Genomic DNA, 20000 nt, shown 5'->3' on the forward strand with positions numbered 1-20000 from the left:
GCACGCCGCGGGCCGGGTGGTGACGGGGAGCCGGACAGCCCGGCCCGGATGGGAGTCGCACATGACCACCGCCCCTCTCACCAACATCGGCGACCGGAACCGGGACGCCGCCTGCGCCGCCGTCACCGGTGAGATCGCCCGCACCGACAGCAAGGCCAGCCTGCTGCTCGCCTTCGACGGCGCGGTCCTCGCCGGTCTGGCCAGCCTCGCCGAGAAGGACCTGCCCGTGTTCACGAAGGCCGTCGGCGGCCTGGCCGTCCTCGCCCTCGCGGCTGCGGCGGTCTTACTCCTCCTGGTCGTCCGGCCCTGCCTCGCCGTGGGCTCTGCCGCGCCGGGCACCTTCCCGCAGTGGGCGCGCCTGGAGGAGAACGAGCTCGAGGTGGCGATGGAGCAGGACCACCGCCTCGCCCGCATCAAGGCCCTGTCGACCCTCGCGGTCCGCAAGTTCCAGCGCCTGGCCCTCGCGGTCGACGTCATCCTCGCCGCGCTCGCCCTGCTGACCGTCGCCGCGATCGGAGTGCTGGTGTGAGCACCGCCGCCAGCTTCGTCATCAGCTACGCCAGCATCGCCGGCGCGCTCGCCATCCCGTTCGTGATCGCCGCCGCCCGCCGCACCGCCGCGCGCATCCACGCCCAGGCCGACCAGAAGGAGCAGTAACCCATGGCCCTCACCCTGTTCGCTCGCCGCCCCGAGGCCGTCGAAGCGCCGGCCCCCGAGCCGTGGCCCGAGATCGGCGAGACCTGGAAGCCCGAGGGCGTCACCATCGCCCAGCGGTACTACAACCAGGCGCACGCGGTCGTCCTCGTCTACACCACCGACGACGGGCCGTCCGGCACCTACTACTCGGTCGCCTGCCTCGGCTGCCACTACGCCACCGCGAAGGACGGGAAGCACACCTACAACACGCGCTACGGCCTCGCCGACGCCGCAACGGTGGCCAACGAGCACGCCACGGCCTGCCGGGCGCTGCCCCGCGACATCCCCGCCCGCCCGGACGACGACACCGTCCGCGAGCGGCTTCACGCCTGGGTGCGCGGCGCCCGCCGCCGGAACGAGGACATGCAGCTGTGGCTGTCGGAGCTGGACCTGATCCGCCTCACCCTCCAGCGCACCAACGACTGGATCGTGGGCGTGCTCAAGCAGCTGGCCGTTGACGAGCCGGAGATCCTGCGCATCGAGCGCAGCCAGTACAGCGACTACCTCTCCTACTACGCACGCCGCCTCCCGGAGAACTGACCGGCGCTCTCCGTGCGTCCCCGTCCGCCGCACGACGGCGGCCGGGGACGACGCGGTGTCCACCCGGTCAGCCGAGACCGGACGACCGGCCCTCCCCCGGAGGTCACAGTGTCCCTCGCCCGCCGTTCCCTCATGGAAGTCGCCGCCGCCCGCTTCGGATGGCGCCGCGCCTACGGCGACACCACCGAGATCGACGGCCTGCTGTCCGAGCAGACCGAGACCGCGTACACCGGGGCCGCCAACCACGCCGCCCTGGCGACCGCCAAGAACACCGACGTCCTCGCCGTACAGCCCGGCGTCCTGGACGTCCGCGGCCGCATCCTCGCCGACGTCCTCTACCTGGAGGGCGTCCTGACCGGCGCCCGCAACCGCAGCCTGCCCCCGGAGCTCATCGAGCACCTGGAGGACGCCGTCGACCACGGCCACGAGATGACCATGCTCCTCGCGGACACCGTCCGCACCACCGCCGCCGCCCACACGGCCGGCCACTGAGCGCCCGGGGCGGCCGCAGGCATTGAACCCGGCCGCCCCGGAGCAGCACCCCTCCCCTCCCAGAGCGCATCGAGAAGAAGAAGGAGCTCCATCATCATGACCGCAACCCTGCGCCAGACGGCCAACACCGTCGCCAACTCGATGATCGAAGGCGCCAGCATGGCGACCGCCCTGATCGGCGGAGCGACCGGTGCCTACCTCGGCTACGAGCTCACCCCCAGCGCCTGGACCGACGGAGCCCGCATCGCGTTCGCCGGAGCTGTCGCCATCGTCGGTGCCGTCGCCATCGACGGGCTCGCCGAACTCGTCCTCGCCCCGATGCGCCGACTGATGCGATCCCACAGCCCGCTAAGGGCTACCCATGCATCGGCCCCGGACCCCGCGGACACCCTGAACGAGGCCCTCATCCAGGTCGCCACGGCCACCGAGGCCGACGCCGCGCACCGCGCTGCCGGAGCCGCGTTCCGAATCGATCAGGGCCAGAACTTCCTGCGGGACGAAGACCGGTGGCGCGGCTACGAGGACGGCGAAGCGTCCTACTACCTCGCCCCGGGCGTCTGGCTCCACCACCGCATCGAGCAGACCCAGTACAGCCGTGAGAACCACTTCACGCTGCTGACCGCCGACGGCGACCGGCCGGTGACTATCACCAGCATCGACGAGATCCGCCACCAGCTCGCCGCCCGCGCCGCCGGCCTTCCCGCCGTCCCGGCGACCGCCGACGTCGACAAGGACGACGTCCTGGACGACGACCTCACCATCCACGCGGTCTGACGGACTGCCCGTTCCGCCCCGGCCCACGCGGCCGGGGCGGTGCGGTGGCCAATCAGCCCACCCCGTGATCCCCCACCGAGAGGACCGCATCGACCATGCCCGCGACCAAGAACAGGCCCTCCCAGCTCAGCGTCCTGCGCTACGGCGCGTTCGTATCCCGCACCGCCGAACAGCGCGTCACCTCCTACGCGCCGACCGTCCGCAACCTGGTCCACGACCACTTCGGACGCCGCCCGCTGGGCGCGGTCACGATCATCCTGACCAAGCCCCACCTGCTGCTCGGGCTCGCCAACGAGGCGCAGGGCGAAGCGGCGGGCATCCCGGAGAACGTCTGGAAGTCCGCCGGTGTCCAGCAGGCCATTGTCGGCAAGCCCAAGGACTTCCGCGTCGCGACCGTGATCGCCCCCAAGGGCGCGCTGTGGATGCTGCTGAACGCCCTGAAGATGCGCGACCCCAAGCAGCTGAAGCTGAGCCTGCTGCGCGGCTTCGTCGAGGTCGACCAGCTCATCCGCTCCGGCACCCGCGAGAACCGCGTCGCCTGGGTGCGCCACGAGATGAACGTCAACCCGCTCAGCAAGCGGCAGGCCAACAAGTTCCAGGCGCAGATCCTCGCTGACGGAGCCGAAGCCGAACGCGTCACCGCGGAGCTCGCCCGGCGCCTGTGACCTGACGCGCCGCCGTGCCGCCCCGGCCACCCCGGCCGGGACGGTGCGGGGGCACGTCAGCCCACACCTTCTGACCGACACGGAGGAAGTCATGGCAAGCAGCGCCCGGCCCGTCGTCCACTACATGGCGACCCGGCCCGACGGCACCCTCCCGCCCACCGACAACTACCTCGCCCGCTACCACCGCGCCCAGGGCGAGACCATCCCGACCGTCAACCTCGCCGCCCACATCGGCCAGGTCGTCGACCACCCCACCCCCGGCCAGAAGTGGTACACCGACCGGCCCTTCGGCTACTTCCACATGTACACCCGGCCCGGCGAGATCCTGGAGCGCATCGAGGACGGCTGGCCGATCCGGCTCTGGATCGTGGAGCCGCTCGGGGAGACCGGCAACTGGGGCGGTCACCACTCCCCGTACTGGCTGATGTCCCACCAGATCCGCGTCCTCGAGGAGACCGACGCATGGCGGGCGTTCGGGCACCGCGGCGAGCAGACCCTGGCCGCCGTCGCACAGCTGCCCGACCTCGCCCGGCAGTGGGCCGCGGAGTGGGCCGCCGACCCCGAGGGCACGCGCCGCACGTACACGGCGTGGGAGAAGCGGGTGGACCACACCCGGGCGCTGACCGGCTGGGCGTTCTGCCGGGCGCAGTACTCCCGACGCGAGGCCGCCCTCCAGGCGGTCAACCAGCTCGCCGGGGACGCCGCCGCGCAGGCCGCGACCGCCGCCGGCGCCGACCCGCACGCCGTCGCCCTGATCCAGCTGCGGGCCCGCTGCCTGGTCGCCGGTCAGCTCATGTTCGACCGGATCCGCTCGGGCGAGTACGAGCAGTCGATCCGCGGCTTGCTGATCGGTGCCGGACTCGACACCCCGGCCCCCGTCCCGGCCTGACCACCCGCCGTCGTTCTCCATGCCGCCCCGGCCACCGGCCGGGGCGGCCTTCTTCATCCTCTTCGAGACCAGGAGACATCTGAAGTGATCACCGACACCACCGACGAGACGATCCGCTACACCGCCGACGTCGTCCTGCTCGCCGCCGGCCACGTCCTGCTGATCAAGCGGGGCTGGGACCCGTTCAAGGACCAGTGGGCTTTGCCCGGGGGCCATGTGAACAGGGGAGAGGCCAGTCGGCCCGCCGGGTCCCGCGAACTCGAGGAGGAAAGCGGGATCCTCGTCCCGGCCACCGAGCTCCGGCAGGTGGGCGCTTACGACGCCCCCGACCGTGACCCGCGCGGCCGGTACGTCACCGTCGCCTACACGGCCACCCTGCCCGCGCTGGTCGAACCGACGGCCGGGGACGACGCCACCGCCGCCCGCTGGTGGCCCCTGGCCGCGCTCCCCGACCTCGCGTTCGACCACGCCGAGATCATCGCGGACGCCCTCAGCCGCTGATCCTCCCGCGCGAGCGCGGCGCTCCTCCGTGCCGCCCTGGCCTCACCGGCCGGGGCGGTCGCGGTGTTCCGCCACGACCAGCGACAGGAAGGAGTGGGCGTCATGCACTTGGAGTTCTACGAGGTTGACGTCCCGATACACGACACCAGCCGGGCGCTGCACGGTGTGCACGTCTTCACCGGCAAGGCGTCCTCGGTCACCGAGGCCCTGGACCGCGCCCACCAGGTCTACGACGCGGCGTTCGCCGCGCGGCAGGCCGGGCTCGAGGTCCCCGGGCAGCAGGACGGCGGCTGGGGAGCGCGCGGAGTCCGCGACGGCTGGGAGCTGGACTGGGCGGCGGCGAAGGCCGGCCGCTGGTCCAACCCGAACAGCTGGACCCGCAAGAAGCCCTACGAGCTGTAGCTACGCCCCGGGAGCAGGCGCACTAGGCGTCGAAACCGTCGCCTGCCCCGGGCCACCCATCCCGTACTAGACGAGAGGGAGAGACCAGTATGGCCTCCACCGTGCGCGTACAGACCCCGATCGGGCAACGCGCTCTCTTCATCACCAGCCTCGCCGTGCCACTGACCGGCTGGACCGTGCACGCGGTCAGCCTGCACAGGAAGCTGTCCGCCGCCCGACGCGACCCGCTCACCGGGCTGCTCGGGCGCGACGGCTACAACGCCAAGGCCCGGCAGATCACCGGGCGGTACGGCGACAGCTCGCTGGTGGTCCTCGTGGACCTGGACCACTTCAAGCAGATCAATGACGGACCTGGCGGGCACGCCGCCGGCGACCGCGTCCTGGCCGCCACCGCGACCCGGCTCACCGCGTGGGCGGGCAGCCGCGGGGCGGTCGGCAGGCTCGGGGGCGACGAATTCGCGGCCGCGGTCCGCATCGGGCCCGCCCGCCGCGAGCTCCGTCTCGCCCAGCTCACGCAGCTGCTCGCGCAGCCCGTCCAGGTCGACGACGGCGCCCTGGTCGACGTCGCCGCCTCCATCGGCGCCGCCTCCCCCGACGTCCTCGGCACGACGGACCTGGGTCTGCTCCAGCGGGCCGCCGACGCCGCGATGTACGCGGGCAAGCACACGGGCACCCCGGTGGTGGCCGGCCCCGAGCACGCGAACGTGGCCAGCATCAACGGACGCCGCGCCGGACGCCCCGGCACCCATGAGACGGCGAGGGCCGCATGAGCCAGACACGCGTCGACTGGATCCGGGGCATCACGGTCCGCCAGCCCTGGGCGACCTGCCTCATCACCGGCGACAAGACGATCGAGAACCGCCCCTCCCCGGGCTGGCCGCTGGGTCTCTACCTCCTGCACGCCGGACTCGCCGTCGAACGAGCCGCGCTGCGCCTGCCGCTGGTCGCCACCACCATCCGCGGCCGCCAGCTGGAGCGGGGCGCGGTCATCGGAGTCGCCCGCCTCACCGACGTCCACCCCGGCGACGGGCGCTGCACCCCGTGGGCCGAACCCGGCAGCCCGTTCCACCTGGTCTTCACCGACGTCCAGGAGCTCCCCCTCCCGATCCCCATCCCGGCGGGCGCGCTCGGACCGTGGAAGCCCAGCGAGGACCTCGTGGACCAGGTCCGCCTCCAGCTCCCCGACCTGCACGCCCCGGAGGGAACCCCATGAACGGCAACCGCACGGGCGTCCCCAACCCGCCGGCCATCGTCCCCGCCGACGACCGCATTCCCTTCCCCCACACCGACCAAATCCTGCGCTGCCGCACCAGCCCCGAGCTGTTCGCCATCGAGGACATCCACAACACCGACAAGGACCCGCACACCCGCGAGAAGGCGCTGACCCAGGCCAAGCACGCCTGCTCTGGCTGCCCGATCGTCCAGGGCTGCCTGAAATGGGCTCTCGCCAACGAGGACCTGACCAAAACCGGGGTGTGGGCGGCGACCACCGCCCGCGACCGCAAACAGCTGCGCAAGCAACTCGCGGCACGCCTCGGTGGCGACTGGGTCGCGGTGGTCGCCGAACAGGACCGCCGCCGTACGCAGCGCCGGCAGGACGCGCGGCTCAACCCGCCGACCGTCCGCACCCGCGCCCTGTCCCGCCTCGAAATGGAGCTCATCCCGACCCGGCCCGAGCCGTACAACCGCTGGAGCCAGCCGATCACCCCCGAGCAGGCGGCCAGCAACCGGCACGTGCTGGAACTGTTCGTCAGCGGCAAGGCGGCGTAGCCGTGTTCACCGACTGGCAAGAAGCCCTCGAAGCCGAGTCGCTGCCCCTCAACCCGAACCACGAGCAGCAGCTCGCCGCCGCGGCCCGGGTCACCGCGCACCACTCCCACGACCGCGACGACCTCGCGGAACTCCTGGACGCCATGGGCCTCCCCCACGACGACACCACCCTCACCGCCCTGCTCCCCCTCACGGAATCCGGAGACGCATCCACCATGACGACCACCACCGCCCCGCCCCTGTCCGCGCACGCCGCCATGGCGATCTCGATGCACAACAACGGCGACGGCGCGGACACCATCCGCGAGGCCACCGGCCTGAGTGAGACCGAGCTCCACGACCTCATCGCCGACCAGGTCCTCGGACTGCCCACCACTCTCGCCGTCCCGGTCTCCACCGAGATCCAGGAGCTGCTCGACTGGGCGGGATCGCACAGCCTCGCCGGGATCCGCAGCCGCGCCGCCCGCATCACCGCCGACCTGACCGAGCTGTCCGAGCGCCGCGAGACGGAGGCCACGCAGCGCGAGGCCGAGCAGAAGGTCGCCAAGCTCAAAGCCGAACTCGAAGCGGCACAGGAGCAGCTGCGCACCGCGAAGGCCGGCGCCCGCACCGCGAACACGGGAACGGCCACCGCGCCCACCCCGATCCGCTCCGGGCTCGGCAGCGGTCGCAGCAAGGACGAGCTCGCCGAGATCCGGGCCTGGGCACGGAAGAACGGCCACACGGTCGCCAACGCCGGAATCGTCCGCAAGGAGATCCTGGACGCGTTCGACACCGCCCACCCAGGCGCCGGTCGCCAAGGCCAGTTGACCATGGGCGACGCGATAGCCCTGGATGGTTTCCTGGACGAAGAGACCGTGCCCGGCGACCTGCACGGCAGCACGGCGCGGTTCCGTCTCACCGTCTCCCCGACGGACGAGCGCACCGACGAGATGATCCTGCCGTGCAGCGTCGCCGACCCGGAGCTCGCGCACAGGGTGCTGCACGAGCTCGTCCCCGGCGACCAGCTGCACGTCACCGGCTACCTCCGGCTGCCCCGCACACCGGACGAGCCGATGTGGCTGATCGTCACCACCCTCGCCGTACTGGAGACCGCGCCCCTGTTGTCCGACCCGACCGCCGTCGCCACGGCGGTCCTCGAGCGGTACGGGCCCTACGTCTGCTACTTCGACGCCGACACCCCCGAGGTGGAGGTGTTCACCGAGACCGGCAAACCGGTCGGCACCGCAGCCGAGCCGAACGGGATCGGCCAGCTGCTCGAGGCGTTCGAGCAGCGCCAGGCCGCCGGCGGCGAGTGAGCCAGCTGTGCCCATCCGCCCCGAGAACCTCCACCGGTACCCACGCGACTGGAACGAGATCAGCGCGCGGATCCGGTTCGAGCGGGCAGGCGGCCGCTGCGAGTGCACGGGCCACTGCGGCCTAACGCACCCCGGCGGCCGCTGCCCCGCCGTCCACGAGCAGATCCACCCAGACACCGGCTCCATGGTCGGCCTCACCACCGCCCACCTCAACCACACCCCCGAAGACGTGCGAAAGACGAACCTGCTCGCCGCCTGCCAGCTCTGCCACCTGCGGGTCGACCACGGACACCACCGGGTCACCCGCTCCCTCACCCTCGCCGCCCGCGCGGCCGCCGCCGGACAGCTCGGACTCCTCCCCGAGACCACGCTCACCCGCACCGAGCCGCCCACCCCGCCGCGCCCCACCCGAGGCCGTGCCCGCGCGGCCGCGCTCCACCAGCTGCCCTTCCCCGAACCGGAAATGTGAGGGCCGATGCCCACCACCGCCTTCGACCAGTTCACCCGCCGCGTCACCGACGTCACCACCCAGCTCACCACCCTCGGTATCCCGCTCACCGCGCCAGCCCTGCCGCCCGCCGACCCCGAGCCCACCGACCCATGGGCCAGCAGCTACCCCATCCCGATCGACCGCTCCAGCCTCGCCTGGTGCACCGCCGCGCAGATGCTCGCCGACCACCACCACACCGGCATCGACCGCCAGGCCCTCGCCGCCGACGCACTGCTGCGCGAGCTCGGAGTCCGCGGCCTCGCCCAGCTCCACTCCGACCTCCACCACGGCGCCCCCGTCGACTACCGCTACACGCCTTGCCCGTACTGCTCCGGCATCGGCGAGGACCCCACCCAGCCGACGTGCGGAGAGGTCGGCTGCGCGCCGTGGCTCGAGTTCGCCGGCCACGACCACCCGTGCCCGGTCTGCCACGGCGACGACTACCAGCCCCAGTGGTTCGCCGAAGAGCAGATGACCGAGCTGGAGGAGCTGCTCGCCGACGCCATCAGAGAGCGCGAGGAGAACACCTCGCCCCGCTACCTGATTGGGACGTGGCTGCATCGCGGGGACCGCGCTCCTGACCGACGTCCTCGCGGTGGTGGGCGCGTGACCACCATGACCAGAGGCTGACGCTCAGCACTCCGAAGCGGCCCCTGTCACCCGGATCTTGCTCCGGGTGACAGGGGCCGCTTTTTGCGTTTCTGGAGCGGTCAGATCTTGGTCGGTTTTACGGCCGTAAAACCAACCTGTTCGATGCGGCAGTCGGCTCGTCGCCTGACTCACCCGTTTTACGGCCGTAAAACCACGGCGCTCCGCACGCCCTGCTGGACGCTTTCTGATCATCTGAGAGGATGCTTCCCGTCCATCCGAAGTACCGGGATCCCGGGAAGTAGTCGGAGAGAAGTACATGCCCTACATCACCGTTTTCTTGAACCGTAAGGGCGGAGTCGGCAAGTCGCTCTTGTCGGTCAACCTCGCTGCGGTCTACGCAGAAATCCTTGGCAGCGGCGAGACCGCAGGCGACGGACCGTCCGTAGCGGTCGTCTCAATAGACCCTCAGGGCACCAGCATCGAACATGCCGAGAAGGTCAGGAAGACCGGCAGGACCGTTCCCTTCCGTGTGATCGATGCAAGCCAGAGCCTCGACAAGCTGCGTCGTCTGCGCAGCGCCAAGGCCGACATCGTCATCGTCGACACCCCAGGCTTCATGCCACTGAAGGCAGAAGACGACGAAGACGAGTCCATCGACCCTCTCGGTGACGGAACCACAGGAGACGCGCTCCGGGCAGTCCTCGATGTCGCCGACGACGTCATCGTCCCCCTTGAAGCAGAGGGATCGGCGTTCACCCCGACCAGGGTCACCGTCGAGCGCGTCCTCGTTCCCCGACAGATCCCCTACGGGGTCGTCGTCAACAACTGGGACCCCCGCGACGGCACCGCAGACCGCGACCGCACCATCAGCCTCGTCCAACGCAGGGGCTGGGAGCTCTACAATGCGACCGTCCGTCACTACAAGCCGCACACCCGCGGCATCACCAACGGGCGGCTCTGCACCCAATACGAGTCCAACCACATCGCCACCAAGGCCAAGCAGGACTTCGTGTCCCTCGCCTTGGAGCACCAGCTCCGCCGCCAGAAGTACGCAGGAGGCCGATGATGGCCAAGCACGATGAGTTCGACGACTTCTTCAGCGATGAAGATGACACCCCGGTCGTCGACACCCGGGCTGACGGACGCCTGCTCCGTGTCCCGCTCAGTCGGCTTGCCCCCAACCTGGTCAACCCGCGTACCGACTTCGGCACCGAAGCAGAGCTGATCGACCTCGGAAAGAGCCTCCTGCGGCGCCAGATCCAGGCATGCCCCGCCGTCAGCCGCGGCGCCTACCTGAAGCTGTGGCCCGACCACGCACAGCAGATCGGCGACGTCGACTACGTCCTCGTCACCGGTGAGCGTCGATACCGGGGCTCCGTAGCCGTCAGCAGCCCCACCCTGAACTGCGTCGTTGACGACGGGTTGGCCAAGGACCGCAGGGCGTTCATGGAGGCCGTGGTCTCCGAGAACGTCGACCGGCAGAACTTCAACCCCATCGAAGAGGCATACGCCGTCCAGTCCCTTGTTGCCGAGTTCGGCTCCAACCGCGCCGTAGCCCAGCACTTCGAGCGGGTTGACGGATGGGTGACCCAGCGCGTCCTGCTTACCCACTTGGCCGCCGAGGCTCAGGATCTGGTGCAGAAGAAGGCCATGCCACTCGACGCCGCGCGCTCGCTGGGCAAGCTGGCCCGAGACAACGAATGGGACGGCACACAGCAGCTGGCATGGTGGCGCGACGAGCAAAAGCTGCGTGCAGCAGCATCTGCCGAACGGTCGGCCGCCAAGAAGGCCGCTAAGGCGCCCGCCGCTCCCAAGGCACCAACAGGTGAGCAGCCTGCAGGGCCTGATCCGCAGGAGGCCGATCCGTTTTACGGCCGTAAAACGGATCCGGCCGACCCAGCACCGAAGGAACCTGACACCACGGAGCACCCGCCGCCTGCCAAGGCAGCGGAGGACAGCGCTCCAACCGTTCCCGGACAGGCAAACCCGGCGGAAGCGGCGGCTGGGGGAGAGGACCAGCAGCCCAAGCTGTTCCCGTACGAAGACGGTGCCGCCGCAGCGCGATACCTGATTCTGAAGATGCCGGCCGACGAGTTCAACTCGATGGTGGACCTGCTCAACAAGCACAGAGAACGTCAGGCTGTCTCTGCTGGCTGACTACCTGACTTCAGCGCTTTCACTGGAAATGGCGGCGGCCCCAACTGCTGGCGGGGCCGCCGTGTTCGCGGGAGTCCTTCCGACAGGTGGCGATTCTGCGCGCGATCCGCGACTGGATCGCCGAGTGCGGCGAGGGCCCGTCCACCCGGCAGATAGGACACCGGGTGGGCCTGTCCAGCAGCAGCTCGGTCGCGTATCAGCTCGGACGGCTGGAAACCTTGGGGTACATCAGCCGCACTGGATCACGCTGGCGCTCCTGCCGCCTCGGCCGCTGAACAGTACGGTTCACATCATGGTGCCTGGGCGCCGGACGTCGGCATATACACGCGCCCTCACCCCTGGTACCCCGGGTTCACTGCGTACGGGCGCGATGCCCGAGGTGGCCCACCACTGCTGGAGGTCTTCCATCACGGCGCGTGCGGTTGCCTCGTCGGCGGCGGTGATGTCGAGGACGACGAGGCCGGGTTCGCTGATGTGCTGTGCGTCGATTGCTTCCATGCCCGTTGCGACGAGCGGCTGGCCCGGAGGGTTTCGCTGGTGCGGCGGGTTTCGTCCGTACGGGCGACGGAAGCGTCCTGTGTGTATGGGCCCCGCTTTCGCGAAGAGAGCGGGGCATTTTTTGGTCGGCGGTAGTGCGTGGTGCTACCGGCGTGCCAGGGCGATCGTGATGAAGAAGGTGACGATGGTGAGGAACAGACCGATGACGGCGCCGGCCGCTGCGATGGATGTGGCGAGGGTCGGGTGCTGCCAGGTGAGGTAGAGCGTCACGACGCCGATGAGCGCTCCCACCGCGGCGAGAGCGAGGCCGGTGAGTGCGTAGAGGACCCATGGCGTCGACTGAGCCGGCAAGCCCTGAGCCAGTGTCGTGGCGAGCACAAGCCGCCTGTTTCTATACGGATGGCCTGGATGCGGGCGGGCGCGGCTGGGCCAGTACGTGCCGCAACTTCTCTTGGAACGGGGTGATCATGGCAGCGGCCGATGGCAGCACGTGTTGAAGGTGTTCAAGTTCAACCAACGTGAGCTTCGCCAAGAGCAGCGGATACGGGTCGTTCAGAGCGGTGTCCAGCTGCGCTGTGGCGTTCTCCCAATCCGCTTGCGCGCAGAAGGCGAGGAAGAGCTTTGAGTGTGCCTTGCCTAGATCCCGGTTCTCTCGTGCTGCTTCCTCGGTGAGAGCACGGATTACCTGCGGCCAGTGGGCGCCGTCGTCTTCACCGCCCAGCTGCCTGAGGGTGATGCTTCGGAGATAGTGAGGCGCGGCCTCGCCGGGATCAATGCTGATGGCCTGGGTGAAGTCGGCGAGTGCCTCTTCGTGCCTTCCCATCAGTTGGTAGAGCTTGCCGCGTTTGGTGAAGGCGCTCTCGTATTGAGGGTCGGTGGCGATGGCGTGATTCAAGTCGGTGAGGGCCTCGTCGTACCGGCCCCTCAACTGGTACATGCTGCTCCGACAAACCAAGGCGGTGCTGTAGCCAGAGCGAAGGGCAATGGCGCGGGTGTGGTCGGCGAGAGCCTCGTCGTGCCGGTCCATCAGCTGGTGAACGAGGCCGCGGCAATTGATGGCCCATGAGTTGTCGGGATTGATGGTGATGGCCCGGGTGAGATCGTCGAGAGCCTCGCTCCAATAGCCGATCAGTAGGTAGGTGAGCCCACGGCTGGCGATGAACCGGCCGTGGTGAGGGTCCGCGTTGACGGCCCGGGTAAAGTCGGCGAGCGCCTCGGGGTATCTGCCCATCTGCCGGTATGTGAGGCCTCGGGATCCGACGATCCAGGCTTGAGGGTCCTCATCCATGGCTCTGGTGAAATCTGCAAGAGCGTCATCGAACCTGCCCATTTGTCGGTAGGTTTCACCACGGGTTGCCACGACCCTGCTCTTCCCGGGACTGAGCCCGGCAGCGTGGTTGAGGTCTGTGAGTGCCTCGTCGTAGCGGCCCATCAGGTGGTACGTCCTGCCCCGGCCATGAAAAGCCTGAACCAGGCTCGGTGCCAGGAGTTGCGCGGTTTCGTATTCGGCCAGGGCCCGTTCGTACAGTCCAGCGACACGGTAGTAGCGGCCACGTACAGCATGGGCAAGAGCGCGGCTCGCAGCACCGAGTTCAGGTGCAGAGACGAGAATGCTCAGCGCGACGAGAGCGCCATCGGGCTGCGCACCGACTGCTCCCAGACGCCGGCCCCATACGAGAAGCCCATCATCTTCCGAATCATGCCCGGCCTGCGTCAACATCTGAGCCCACCGATGGAGCGTGGCCATGCCGTGGTCAGCTGCGTAAACAATCTGCCCCAGTACTTCAGCCACAGCGGTCCGAGGCGTAGCGCACAGCCGGTGGTAGGACTCATTGAGTCGATGCCCCCGCCAGGCCGCATCGCGCCAGTACTGATCAGGCTCACACGCGAGAGTGGCTTCGACTGCGCTGCGCCATCGGCCGAAGCTGTCGGCGAGCCGAGTGTGCTGCTCCATCCAGCCGATGGGGGACAGACCGCGTTGCAAACGGAGCATGGAGGACCGGACCGTGCGGTGGTAGTGACAGCGGCCGGCATGGCTGGAAAGAAACGCCAGGCCGCGCAGCCACGGATAGTCGTCAGAGGATTCCTCGGGGACAGCAGCACGGTAGATGTCTTCGTTCAGCTGCAACGGGAAGGCGCACCGCAACGCAGCTTCGCGGCGCCGAGGGTCCGACTCCCATCTCAGGAATCTCTCTACCGCCGTATCGGACGGGTCACCAAGGGTCTTTTGGGCTGCCGGACCGATAGAGGAGAGCATGTCGACCAGCAGCGGAAGACCTCCCGACAGACGCAGCATCACATCGACAACTTGGCTATCGGTGATGCCCTTGGCCGCTACAAGCGCCCGAGACTCCTCCTCGGTGAACTCTTCCAGCAGAACCTCCGAGACCTGGCCCAGCCAGTTGCCCCAGATCCCCGCATTCAGCCGCCCCTGTCCAGACAGCACGATCTGGACATTCACTGGGAGAGTGCCGAAGTCCTCACTGAAGATGATGTCGTGCAGCCACGAATCCAGCACCGCCCCGGTCCGCTCGTAGGTGTCGAAGAACAGAACCAACCGCGGGCGACGCTGCGCAATGTCGCCGAGTTCCTCGAGGAATACGGGAGTGAGCACCTCCACGGGCTTCATCACCAGGCGCACGTCGCTGGGGCTACCCAGCCGCGCGCTGAGCTGGGCTCTGACGCGGTCAGCGCCCTGAGCCACCTGCTGCGGATCGATCACTGCCGTCAACGCACCCACAGCGGGCAGCATCCCCAGACCCGCTAACCCGATCTGGGCTGCCACTCGGCTGGACACGGACGCCGTCTGCGATCCGGCTGTGCCAGCGACGTCAGCTTCTGTCTCTGGCCCCAGTGCATCTAAGGCGGCATCGGCTTGGTGGCGCCGCTGCCGATATGTCATCAGCAGCTTGTCGAACTTCTTCAATACATAGCCCTGTCGGGCCAACTGAGTACTGATTGCCTCCATCGCCTCCACTGCGTCGTGGATGTCGTCGTCCACGAACGTCGTTACAGCAGCAGCGTGTTCGCGGGCCATGGTCTCCCACTGCCGTGCAAGCGTTGACTTGCCAACCCCGGCGTTGCCGTGAACATGGAAGAGAAACTCAAAGGCGTCACTTTCCGGTGTTTGTGTACAACTCTCCATAAACCGCGCCATCTCGCGCCGACGCCCAACGAACCCAGCACGTTGTCGACGGCGGACGATCTCCTGCCGCGACAGCCGAGACTGCTCAGACATTCCGCTCCACTCTCAAGGCCACACCCTGCAGTTCAGCTATAAGTCTCCCGCTGAACCTGTCGACGCGCTGAGAGATGAGGACTCCAGTTTCTGTGGAGTGGCTCTGGAGCTTGCTGGCTGCACGTAGCCCGGGTGGAAGCAGCCGATACGGAGGAGGACGTGAGGGCTGCTGGAGAGCGATGACATTCGCGTCCGGCCCGGTGCTGCTTCCCGCCTGACGGGCACCTGAGAAGAAAGTTGGGCCGCTGCTCCTGCCTGGCGGGACGTACCGCTGATCGGCCTTTTCTTGCAGGTCAGAGCCGTGTGGTGTGGTCTCCATGATGGATATCGCGATCATTCGAGCTGGTCAGATGTACCGCTACTACCTGCGTCAGGTCGTCGTCGGCGATGGCCGCCGCCCGGCCCGCACGCCGCTGCGCGAGGCTCAGGAGGAGGCCGGGGTCCCGGCCGGGCGATGGATGGGCCGCGGCCTGGCCGCGCTCGGACTCGTGCCGGGTGAGGAAGTCACCGAGGCGCAGCTGCGGAGCCTGTTCGGCGAGCGGGGCCGACACCCGGACGCGGACCGCATCGAGGCCGACCGGCTCGCCGCAGGCGACTTCCCGAGGAAGGCGTTCAAGGCCGGCGCCCTCGGACGCCGGGTGACGGTGACCGGTGTCGACTTCGTGTTCCGGCCGCAGCCGACGATCTACCTCCTGTGGGCACTCGGGGATGAGGAGACCCGCCGGGTGATCGAGGCCGCGCACGAGCGGGCGATCGCACGGGTGCTGGAGTGGATCGAGGACGAGGTCGCGGTGATCCGGTACGGCAAGGACGGCATCTACCGGGTGCGGCCGTCCGGCGGTCTGGTCGCCGCGCGCTTCCGTCACTACGAGGCGCGCTCCGGTATGCCGCTGCTCCATGACCATCTGCTGCTGTCGGTGAAGGGGCAGCGCCTGGACGGGAAGTGGGGGTCGATCCACACCACCGCCCTGCACGAGAACACCGTGGCCGCCTCCGCGCTCTACAACGAGCTCGTGGCCGCGGAGGTCTGCGAGGCGCTGGGGCTGGCGACCGAGCCGCGCATCGTCACCCCGGGGCGCCGGCCGGTGATGGAGATTGCCGGGGTGCCGCACGGGCTGATCCGCTGGACCTCCCGGCGCAGCGACCAGATCGCCACCTGCATGGAGGACCTGGAGCACGAGTACGTCACCGCCGTCAAAGACGACGGCACCCTGAAGTTCCTGCCCGTGGTCTCCGAGCGGGCCCGCGCCAAGCTGAACGCCATGGCTGCCCGCATGACCCGCCCGCCCAAGCAGAAGACCCAGCCGCTCGCGAAGCTGCGCGTCTGGTGGAAGACGAGCGCGATCCTCACCTCCGGGGTCGCCGCCGACGTCATCACCTCCCTCCTCGAGTACGCCCGCGCCGCAGCGGCGGCGATCCGGGCCCGGGTCGCCGCCGTGGTCGACGTCGCCCTGGCGGCCGTCGACGTCGCCGCGACCGTGTTCGTGATGAACGACGGCGGCCGGTTCCACCGCCGGCACCTGCTCGCCGAAGCCCGACGCCACCTCGCCCTCGTCCTGCGCGGCCGCCGCCGCGAGCCGGGCCTGGACGACCAGGTCGTGGCCGCCGCCATCTCCACCTACTGCCTGGAGATCAGCGAGCCGAAGACCGTACGCGGCCTGGAGGCCGGCTACCGCCTCTACACCGCCCGCTGGGCCCTGTCCGACCTCACCGCCCGACGCCGCACACCCGCCGCGCCCGACCCGGACCGCCAACCCCCGGCCGATCCCGGCGAGCCGGCCGCGCCCCGGCCCCCGGGCCAGGACGCGGGGGAGTGGGAGATCCCCCGCATCCCGCAGTACGAGCGGGCCGTCCTCGCCGGCGCGGCGGTGCGGGAGAAGCTGCGCACCACCGTCGTGCGGGGCCGGGGGTACGACGTCGTCGCGCATCAGCAGACGGCGATGCCCGAGCAGCTGCTCGGGCCCGCGGCCGCCGACCCCGAGCGCGACGACCAGGAGCCGGAGGCCCGGGTCCAGGAGGCGGTCGACTTCACGGAGTTGCGGGCCCTGAAGGCATCGCGTACGGACGTGGAGGCTCTGGACTTCACCGCCGAGCAGCTGCGCCGCGCGACGGAGTTCTTCACGAAGGCCGGCGACGAATCCGCCGCCAGGACGAAGCAGTACCCCGACCCACAGGACGCTCCCGCACCGCCCCCGGTGCGCGAGGACGATCAGCGGGCGCACCGCCCCGAGCAGCCGGACCGACACCGCGGGCCAGAGGCCGGCCGGTGAGTGCCCCTGGCGCGGTCCACTCGAAACATCGTGGTGGCGATGTACGGCATCGCCGGTGACGATGGCGTACATCCACCCCCGCGAGCCTGCCGCGTTTTCCCTTGACACTGGCCCGTACAGGCCCGTGTCAAGGGAAAACGCGCCGCACCGGGCACACCCGGATCTGGACCGACGGAGAGGCCGGGCAGGATGAACCTGCCCGGCCCCGGCTGCTATTCCCACAGCCCCCTGACGAAGCTCCCCAGCGCTCTGACCCAGTCGGGCGGTTCGGCCAGGAACTCTTCCGTCAGACGGGCCAGAGACTCCCGCGCAGTGCCCTGGGCCGCGCCCTGGGCGGCACCTCGGACTATCGCGGCGGGTACATCGGCGCCGACGGCCGCCTGCCGCACGTAGGCGGGGCCCGCCGGCTGGACCGGCACGGAGTCGGACGACGGCTGGGTGAGCGCCGAACTGGAAGGCGGGGTGGGGACGGGAGCGTTGTCCCGGGTCATGATGCTGCTCCTTCGGGCAGAAAGCGGGAGGACAACGGACACCTGCGTGGTGTCGTCCGCGGGGGTGTACGCCGCGCGGTCGGCGGTCCTGCTGCGGCTCTCTGCGTGAGCGCGTCCCTGTGGGGTCTCGACCCGGGCCCAGGGTGGCGTTTCCAGCGTAGCCCCGGTCGGCTCGTCTACTGCCCCAGGTGTCTGGTGGGTGGTCATGGGAATCTCCTCCAAGGGGAATTCGTTTGAGGAAGCGGGACCGTGACAGGTCGCGGGTGCTTACGTCTCGGCCTGGTTCGGGAGCGGCTTCTTCACCCCCTGGAGCCGTCGGGGACCCCTTGGACAGCAGCGGCCGGGAAGGAATTTCCCGGCGGCATGGCGAAGGCCCGGACCACCTGGTCCGGGCCTTGCATCCCTCATAGACCTGCTAGAGAGCCGAATGCCTCACAAGCTCACCCGGCAGCACCCCTTGTCCACTTCTGCTACCGCCCCGATCACCGCCGCGTTTCTCCTTGACCACCCCGGCCATCGGCCGCCGTCAGACCGCGGACAAGGGGGTCTCCTGCACGCTGCTCCCTCGACCGCCCCGGCCGGGGCAGCGAAGGAGACGAGACGATGACGACCACCCACTCACGGACCGGGCGCAGGCGGCCCGCGGGCCGATCGGGACGGAAGGCCGGCCCGTGGCGGGCAAGCCATGGCAGGGCCCCAAGGGCACCCCTGCGGAGGGCCCTTGGGAACCCCCTTTGGTGCCCGGCACCCACGGGAGTGGTAAAACTCCTGGTCAGCCCGCGAGTCGGCGCGAATTTCGAACCGTCACAACCCTCTTCTCTCCTCTATATGTCTGTAGTGGAGGAGATCATCGGGTTCCGGGGGGCCCGGACGCCTTCCCGGGCCGGGCGCGGTCGGCGGCGAGCCGGCTGCCGGTCGCGAGCAACGAGGGAGCAGAGCTGATGGCGGGGAAGCGGAAGACCAACCCGGCGGGGTCGACGAACAGCTACCGCGGCGACGTGCTGCGCGTGCTCGGAGCGCTGAAGGTGGCGACGGCTGATCAGATCCAGCGGATCGGCGCACCGCACCTGGCCTTCCGGCACGCCGACAAGGAACCGCCGTCGAAGCAGAAGCAGGCCCGCACCGCCTCGCACACCGGCGCGCTCTCCGACATGCGCAAGCACGGCCTGTCCGAGAACGGCGGCTCCACCGGGACCGGCGACTCCCTACGGAACCTGACCCCCAAGGGCCTGAAAGCCGCCTCCTACGAGCTGAACCGGCCGGTGACGGAGATGGGCTCCACCGCGCGCGGTGCGGGCTCCAGCGGGGCCTCCCACCCGATGTCCGTCAACGAAACCGTCATCGCGATGCTGCGCCCGAAGCCGAACCTGGCCCGGCTCGCCGACGACCTGCCGCACGTCCAGGCTGCTGCCCAGGCCGCTGTCGACTCACCGGACGGCATCGGCACCATCGCCTCGTACTGGACCGAAGTCCCGCTGCCCGCGACCGGCACGTGGAACACGCCGGGCAAGGGCGGCGCCCAGGCCGACCTTGTCCTGACAGCCCCGCAGGACCGGGTGCCGCTGCTGTTCATCGAGGTCGACAACTGCCACGAGACTGCGGAGGAGCTCGCCGCCAAGCTGGAGAAGTACGCCCGGTTCTTCCGGCGGAAGGTGAAGGACACCGACGGCAAGGAGCGCCCGATGTGGCGCACCCGCTGGAACGCTCCGGTCACCTGGTCCGGCGATGCGGCGCACCCACCGGTCCTGCTGGTGTTCAACAAGCTCGGTGAGCGCAACCCCAACATCACCGTCTCGAAGCTGAGCGAGCTCACCTCCCACTGTGGCAGGGACAGCGGCACAACGGCTACCACGTCTACGACGGGAAGATCCCGATCATCGCGACCGGGCTGGGGAACCTGATCGAGCACGGCCCGGACGGGCCGGTGTTCTTCCGCTTCGGCCGCGACCGCATGCAGTCCCTGCGGGAGGCGATCGGCAACCCCCGCCGCGAGGCGGCCCGAAGCCCGTACCCGGGAAGAGGCCAGAGCCCACCAGGAGGCGTACCAGGCGAAGGTGCGGCGGGCAGCCGAGGAGCAGGCCGCGGCGAAGGCAGCCGAGCGTGAGGCGCGTCGTCCGGTGTGCGCCGGCTGTGGGGCGAAGTTCTCCGATGAACGGGAGGAGGACAGCGCAAGCGACGGATTGGGGTACCCCCAAGGACTCCCATCCGACGCTCTGCGACGACTGCAAGCGCTGGACC

The 20000-nt window shown here is 69.6% G+C and carries 24 protein-coding genes; 20 read left to right on the forward strand and 4 right to left on the reverse strand.

The window, feature by feature from the left end; translation table 11 throughout:
• Window positions 1–61 precede the first annotated feature (61 nt).
• The 18 genes from OG524_RS36615 to OG524_RS36700 all read left to right on the forward strand — a co-directional run bounded on the left by OG524_RS36615 (window position 62) and on the right by OG524_RS36700 (window position 11540).
• Window positions 62–529, forward strand: a complete 468-nt coding sequence (locus OG524_RS36615; protein ID WP_331762288.1) for a Pycsar system effector family protein — start codon at window positions 62–64, stop codon at window positions 527–529.
• A complete protein-coding gene (locus OG524_RS36620; protein ID WP_272924171.1) occupies window positions 526–657 on the forward strand; it encodes a hypothetical protein in 132 nt (43 codons plus the stop codon). The genes OG524_RS36615 and OG524_RS36620 overlap by 4 nt, the downstream gene beginning before the upstream one ends.
• A 3-nt stretch (window positions 658–660) precedes the next feature.
• A complete protein-coding gene (locus OG524_RS36625; protein ID WP_331762290.1) occupies window positions 661–1236 on the forward strand; it encodes a hypothetical protein in 576 nt (191 codons plus the stop codon).
• Window positions 1237–1368: 132 nt separating this feature from the next.
• Window positions 1369–1728 carry a hypothetical protein gene (locus tag OG524_RS36630; protein ID WP_331762292.1) on the forward strand — a complete coding sequence of 120 codons (360 nt, stop codon included), beginning with the start codon at window positions 1369–1371 and terminating at the stop codon, window positions 1726–1728.
• 96 nt (window positions 1729–1824) lie between these two features.
• Complete coding sequence (locus OG524_RS36635) at window positions 1825–2502, forward strand: hypothetical protein (RefSeq protein ID WP_331762294.1); 678 nt, start codon at window positions 1825–1827, stop codon at window positions 2500–2502.
• 95 nt (window positions 2503–2597) lie between these two features.
• Complete coding sequence (locus OG524_RS36640) at window positions 2598–3167, forward strand: hypothetical protein (protein WP_331762296.1); 570 nt, start codon at window positions 2598–2600, stop codon at window positions 3165–3167.
• Window positions 3168–3258: 91 nt separating this feature from the next.
• Window positions 3259–4056: a hypothetical protein gene (locus tag OG524_RS36645; protein ID WP_331762298.1), complete on the forward strand. Its 798-nt coding sequence runs from the start codon at window positions 3259–3261 to the stop codon at window positions 4054–4056.
• Window positions 4057–4140: 84 nt separating this feature from the next.
• Window positions 4141–4557: an NUDIX hydrolase gene (locus OG524_RS36650; RefSeq protein ID WP_331762300.1), complete on the forward strand. Its 417-nt coding sequence runs from the start codon at window positions 4141–4143 to the stop codon at window positions 4555–4557.
• Between the two features lie 102 nt (window positions 4558–4659).
• Complete coding sequence (locus OG524_RS36655; RefSeq protein WP_331762302.1) at window positions 4660–4959, forward strand: hypothetical protein; 300 nt, start codon at window positions 4660–4662, stop codon at window positions 4957–4959.
• Between the two features lie 89 nt (window positions 4960–5048).
• Window positions 5049–5729, forward strand: coding sequence for a GGDEF domain-containing protein (locus OG524_RS36660; RefSeq protein WP_331762304.1), 681 nt, complete (start codon window positions 5049–5051; stop codon window positions 5727–5729).
• A complete protein-coding gene (locus OG524_RS36665; protein ID WP_311314928.1) occupies window positions 5726–6172 on the forward strand; it encodes a hypothetical protein in 447 nt (148 codons plus the stop codon). The genes OG524_RS36660 and OG524_RS36665 overlap by 4 nt, the downstream gene beginning before the upstream one ends.
• Complete coding sequence (locus OG524_RS36670; RefSeq protein WP_331762307.1) at window positions 6169–6729, forward strand: WhiB family transcriptional regulator; 561 nt, start codon at window positions 6169–6171, stop codon at window positions 6727–6729. The genes OG524_RS36665 and OG524_RS36670 overlap by 4 nt, the downstream gene beginning before the upstream one ends.
• Window positions 6730–6731: 2 nt before the next feature.
• Window positions 6732–8027 (forward strand): hypothetical protein, encoded by a 1296-nt coding sequence (locus OG524_RS36675; RefSeq protein ID WP_331762309.1) that lies wholly within the window; start codon window positions 6732–6734, stop codon window positions 8025–8027.
• Between the two features lie 7 nt (window positions 8028–8034).
• Complete coding sequence (locus OG524_RS36680; RefSeq protein ID WP_405812569.1) at window positions 8035–8496, forward strand: hypothetical protein; 462 nt, start codon at window positions 8035–8037, stop codon at window positions 8494–8496.
• A 6-nt stretch (window positions 8497–8502) separates the two neighbouring features.
• Entirely contained in the window at window positions 8503–9147 is a 645-nt protein-coding gene (locus OG524_RS36685; RefSeq protein WP_331762313.1) for a hypothetical protein, read from the forward strand.
• A 277-nt stretch (window positions 9148–9424) separates the two neighbouring features.
• Window positions 9425–10174 (forward strand): ParA family protein, encoded by a 750-nt coding sequence (locus tag OG524_RS36690; RefSeq protein ID WP_331762315.1) that lies wholly within the window; start codon window positions 9425–9427, stop codon window positions 10172–10174.
• Window positions 10171–11265 (forward strand): hypothetical protein, encoded by a 1095-nt coding sequence (locus OG524_RS36695; RefSeq protein WP_331762317.1) that lies wholly within the window; start codon window positions 10171–10173, stop codon window positions 11263–11265. Before OG524_RS36690 ends, OG524_RS36695 begins: the two co-directional genes overlap by 4 nt.
• A gap of 86 nt (window positions 11266–11351) precedes the next feature.
• Window positions 11352–11540, forward strand: coding sequence for a hypothetical protein (locus OG524_RS36700; RefSeq protein WP_331762319.1), 189 nt, complete (start codon window positions 11352–11354; stop codon window positions 11538–11540).
• A gap of 10 nt (window positions 11541–11550) precedes the next feature.
• Here the strand turns inward: OG524_RS36700 and OG524_RS36705 are convergent, their stop codons facing one another.
• From OG524_RS36705 to OG524_RS36715, 3 genes are all read right to left on the reverse strand, one after another.
• On the reverse strand, window positions 11551–11763 hold the full coding sequence (locus tag OG524_RS36705) for a DUF6207 family protein (RefSeq protein ID WP_331762321.1): 213 nt from the start codon (window positions 11761–11763) through the stop codon (window positions 11551–11553).
• 144 nt (window positions 11764–11907) lie between these two features.
• The gene (locus tag OG524_RS36710; RefSeq protein ID WP_405812570.1) at window positions 11908–12114 is read right to left on the reverse strand and encodes a hypothetical protein; all 207 of its coding nucleotides are present in this window, start codon (window positions 12112–12114) and stop codon (window positions 11908–11910) included.
• 40 nt (window positions 12115–12154) lie between these two features.
• The gene (locus tag OG524_RS36715; RefSeq protein ID WP_405812571.1) at window positions 12155–15001 is read right to left on the reverse strand and encodes a tetratricopeptide repeat protein; all 2847 of its coding nucleotides are present in this window, start codon (window positions 14999–15001) and stop codon (window positions 12155–12157) included.
• Window positions 15002–15318: 317 nt separating this feature from the next.
• Here OG524_RS36715 and mobF point away from each other — a divergent pair, with 317 nt between their 5' ends.
• Window positions 15319–17271 (forward strand): MobF family relaxase, encoded by a 1953-nt coding sequence (mobF, locus tag OG524_RS36720; protein WP_331762327.1) that lies wholly within the window; start codon window positions 15319–15321, stop codon window positions 17269–17271.
• Between the two features lie 212 nt (window positions 17272–17483).
• On the opposite strand, the gene OG524_RS36725 is transcribed toward mobF, so the two are convergent.
• Entirely contained in the window at window positions 17484–17762 is a 279-nt protein-coding gene (locus OG524_RS36725; protein ID WP_405812572.1) for a hypothetical protein, read from the reverse strand.
• A 941-nt stretch (window positions 17763–18703) separates the two neighbouring features.
• Between OG524_RS36725 and OG524_RS36730 the strand changes: the two genes are divergently transcribed.
• The gene (locus tag OG524_RS36730; RefSeq protein WP_331762329.1) at window positions 18704–19663 is read left to right on the forward strand and encodes a replication-relaxation family protein; all 960 of its coding nucleotides are present in this window, start codon (window positions 18704–18706) and stop codon (window positions 19661–19663) included.
• Window positions 19664–20000: the final 337 nt, after the last annotated feature.

This window comes from Streptomyces sp. NBC_01520 (assembly GCF_045040375.1).
Lineage (GTDB): Bacteria > Actinomycetota > Actinomycetes > Streptomycetales > Streptomycetaceae > Streptomyces.

What these genes read in the sequence shown, in the direction of transcription:
- OG524_RS36705 (WP_331762321.1), bottom strand. Translation starts at nt 11,763, where the DNA reads ATGGAAGCAATCGACGCACAGCACATCAGCGAACCCGGCCTCGTCGTC.
- OG524_RS36670 (WP_331762307.1), top strand. Translation starts at nt 6,169, where the DNA reads ATGAACGGCAACCGCACGGGCGTCCCCAACCCGCCGGCCATCGTCCCC.
- OG524_RS36730 (WP_331762329.1), top strand. Translation starts at nt 18,704, where the DNA reads ATGGCGGGGAAGCGGAAGACCAACCCGGCGGGGTCGACGAACAGCTAC.
- OG524_RS36655 (WP_331762302.1), top strand. Translation starts at nt 4,660, where the DNA reads ATGCACTTGGAGTTCTACGAGGTTGACGTCCCGATACACGACACCAGC.
- OG524_RS36635 (WP_331762294.1), top strand. Translation starts at nt 1,825, where the DNA reads ATGACCGCAACCCTGCGCCAGACGGCCAACACCGTCGCCAACTCGATG.
- mobF (WP_331762327.1), top strand. Translation starts at nt 15,319, where the DNA reads ATGATGGATATCGCGATCATTCGAGCTGGTCAGATGTACCGCTACTAC.
- OG524_RS36660 (WP_331762304.1), top strand. Translation starts at nt 5,049, where the DNA reads ATGGCCTCCACCGTGCGCGTACAGACCCCGATCGGGCAACGCGCTCTC.
- OG524_RS36625 (WP_331762290.1), top strand. Translation starts at nt 661, where the DNA reads ATGGCCCTCACCCTGTTCGCTCGCCGCCCCGAGGCCGTCGAAGCGCCG.
- OG524_RS36630 (WP_331762292.1), top strand. Translation starts at nt 1,369, where the DNA reads ATGGAAGTCGCCGCCGCCCGCTTCGGATGGCGCCGCGCCTACGGCGAC.
- OG524_RS36715 (WP_405812571.1), bottom strand. Translation starts at nt 15,001, where the DNA reads ATGTCTGAGCAGTCTCGGCTGTCGCGGCAGGAGATCGTCCGCCGTCGA.
- OG524_RS36695 (WP_331762317.1), top strand. Translation starts at nt 10,171, where the DNA reads ATGATGGCCAAGCACGATGAGTTCGACGACTTCTTCAGCGATGAAGAT.
- OG524_RS36690 (WP_331762315.1), top strand. Translation starts at nt 9,425, where the DNA reads ATGCCCTACATCACCGTTTTCTTGAACCGTAAGGGCGGAGTCGGCAAG.
- OG524_RS36645 (WP_331762298.1), top strand. Translation starts at nt 3,259, where the DNA reads ATGGCAAGCAGCGCCCGGCCCGTCGTCCACTACATGGCGACCCGGCCC.
- OG524_RS36665 (WP_311314928.1), top strand. Translation starts at nt 5,726, where the DNA reads ATGAGCCAGACACGCGTCGACTGGATCCGGGGCATCACGGTCCGCCAG.
- OG524_RS36615 (WP_331762288.1), top strand. Translation starts at nt 62, where the DNA reads ATGACCACCGCCCCTCTCACCAACATCGGCGACCGGAACCGGGACGCC.
- OG524_RS36685 (WP_331762313.1), top strand. Translation starts at nt 8,503, where the DNA reads ATGCCCACCACCGCCTTCGACCAGTTCACCCGCCGCGTCACCGACGTC.
- OG524_RS36640 (WP_331762296.1), top strand. Translation starts at nt 2,598, where the DNA reads ATGCCCGCGACCAAGAACAGGCCCTCCCAGCTCAGCGTCCTGCGCTAC.
- OG524_RS36725 (WP_405812572.1), bottom strand. Translation starts at nt 17,762, where the DNA reads ATGACCCGGGACAACGCTCCCGTCCCCACCCCGCCTTCCAGTTCGGCG.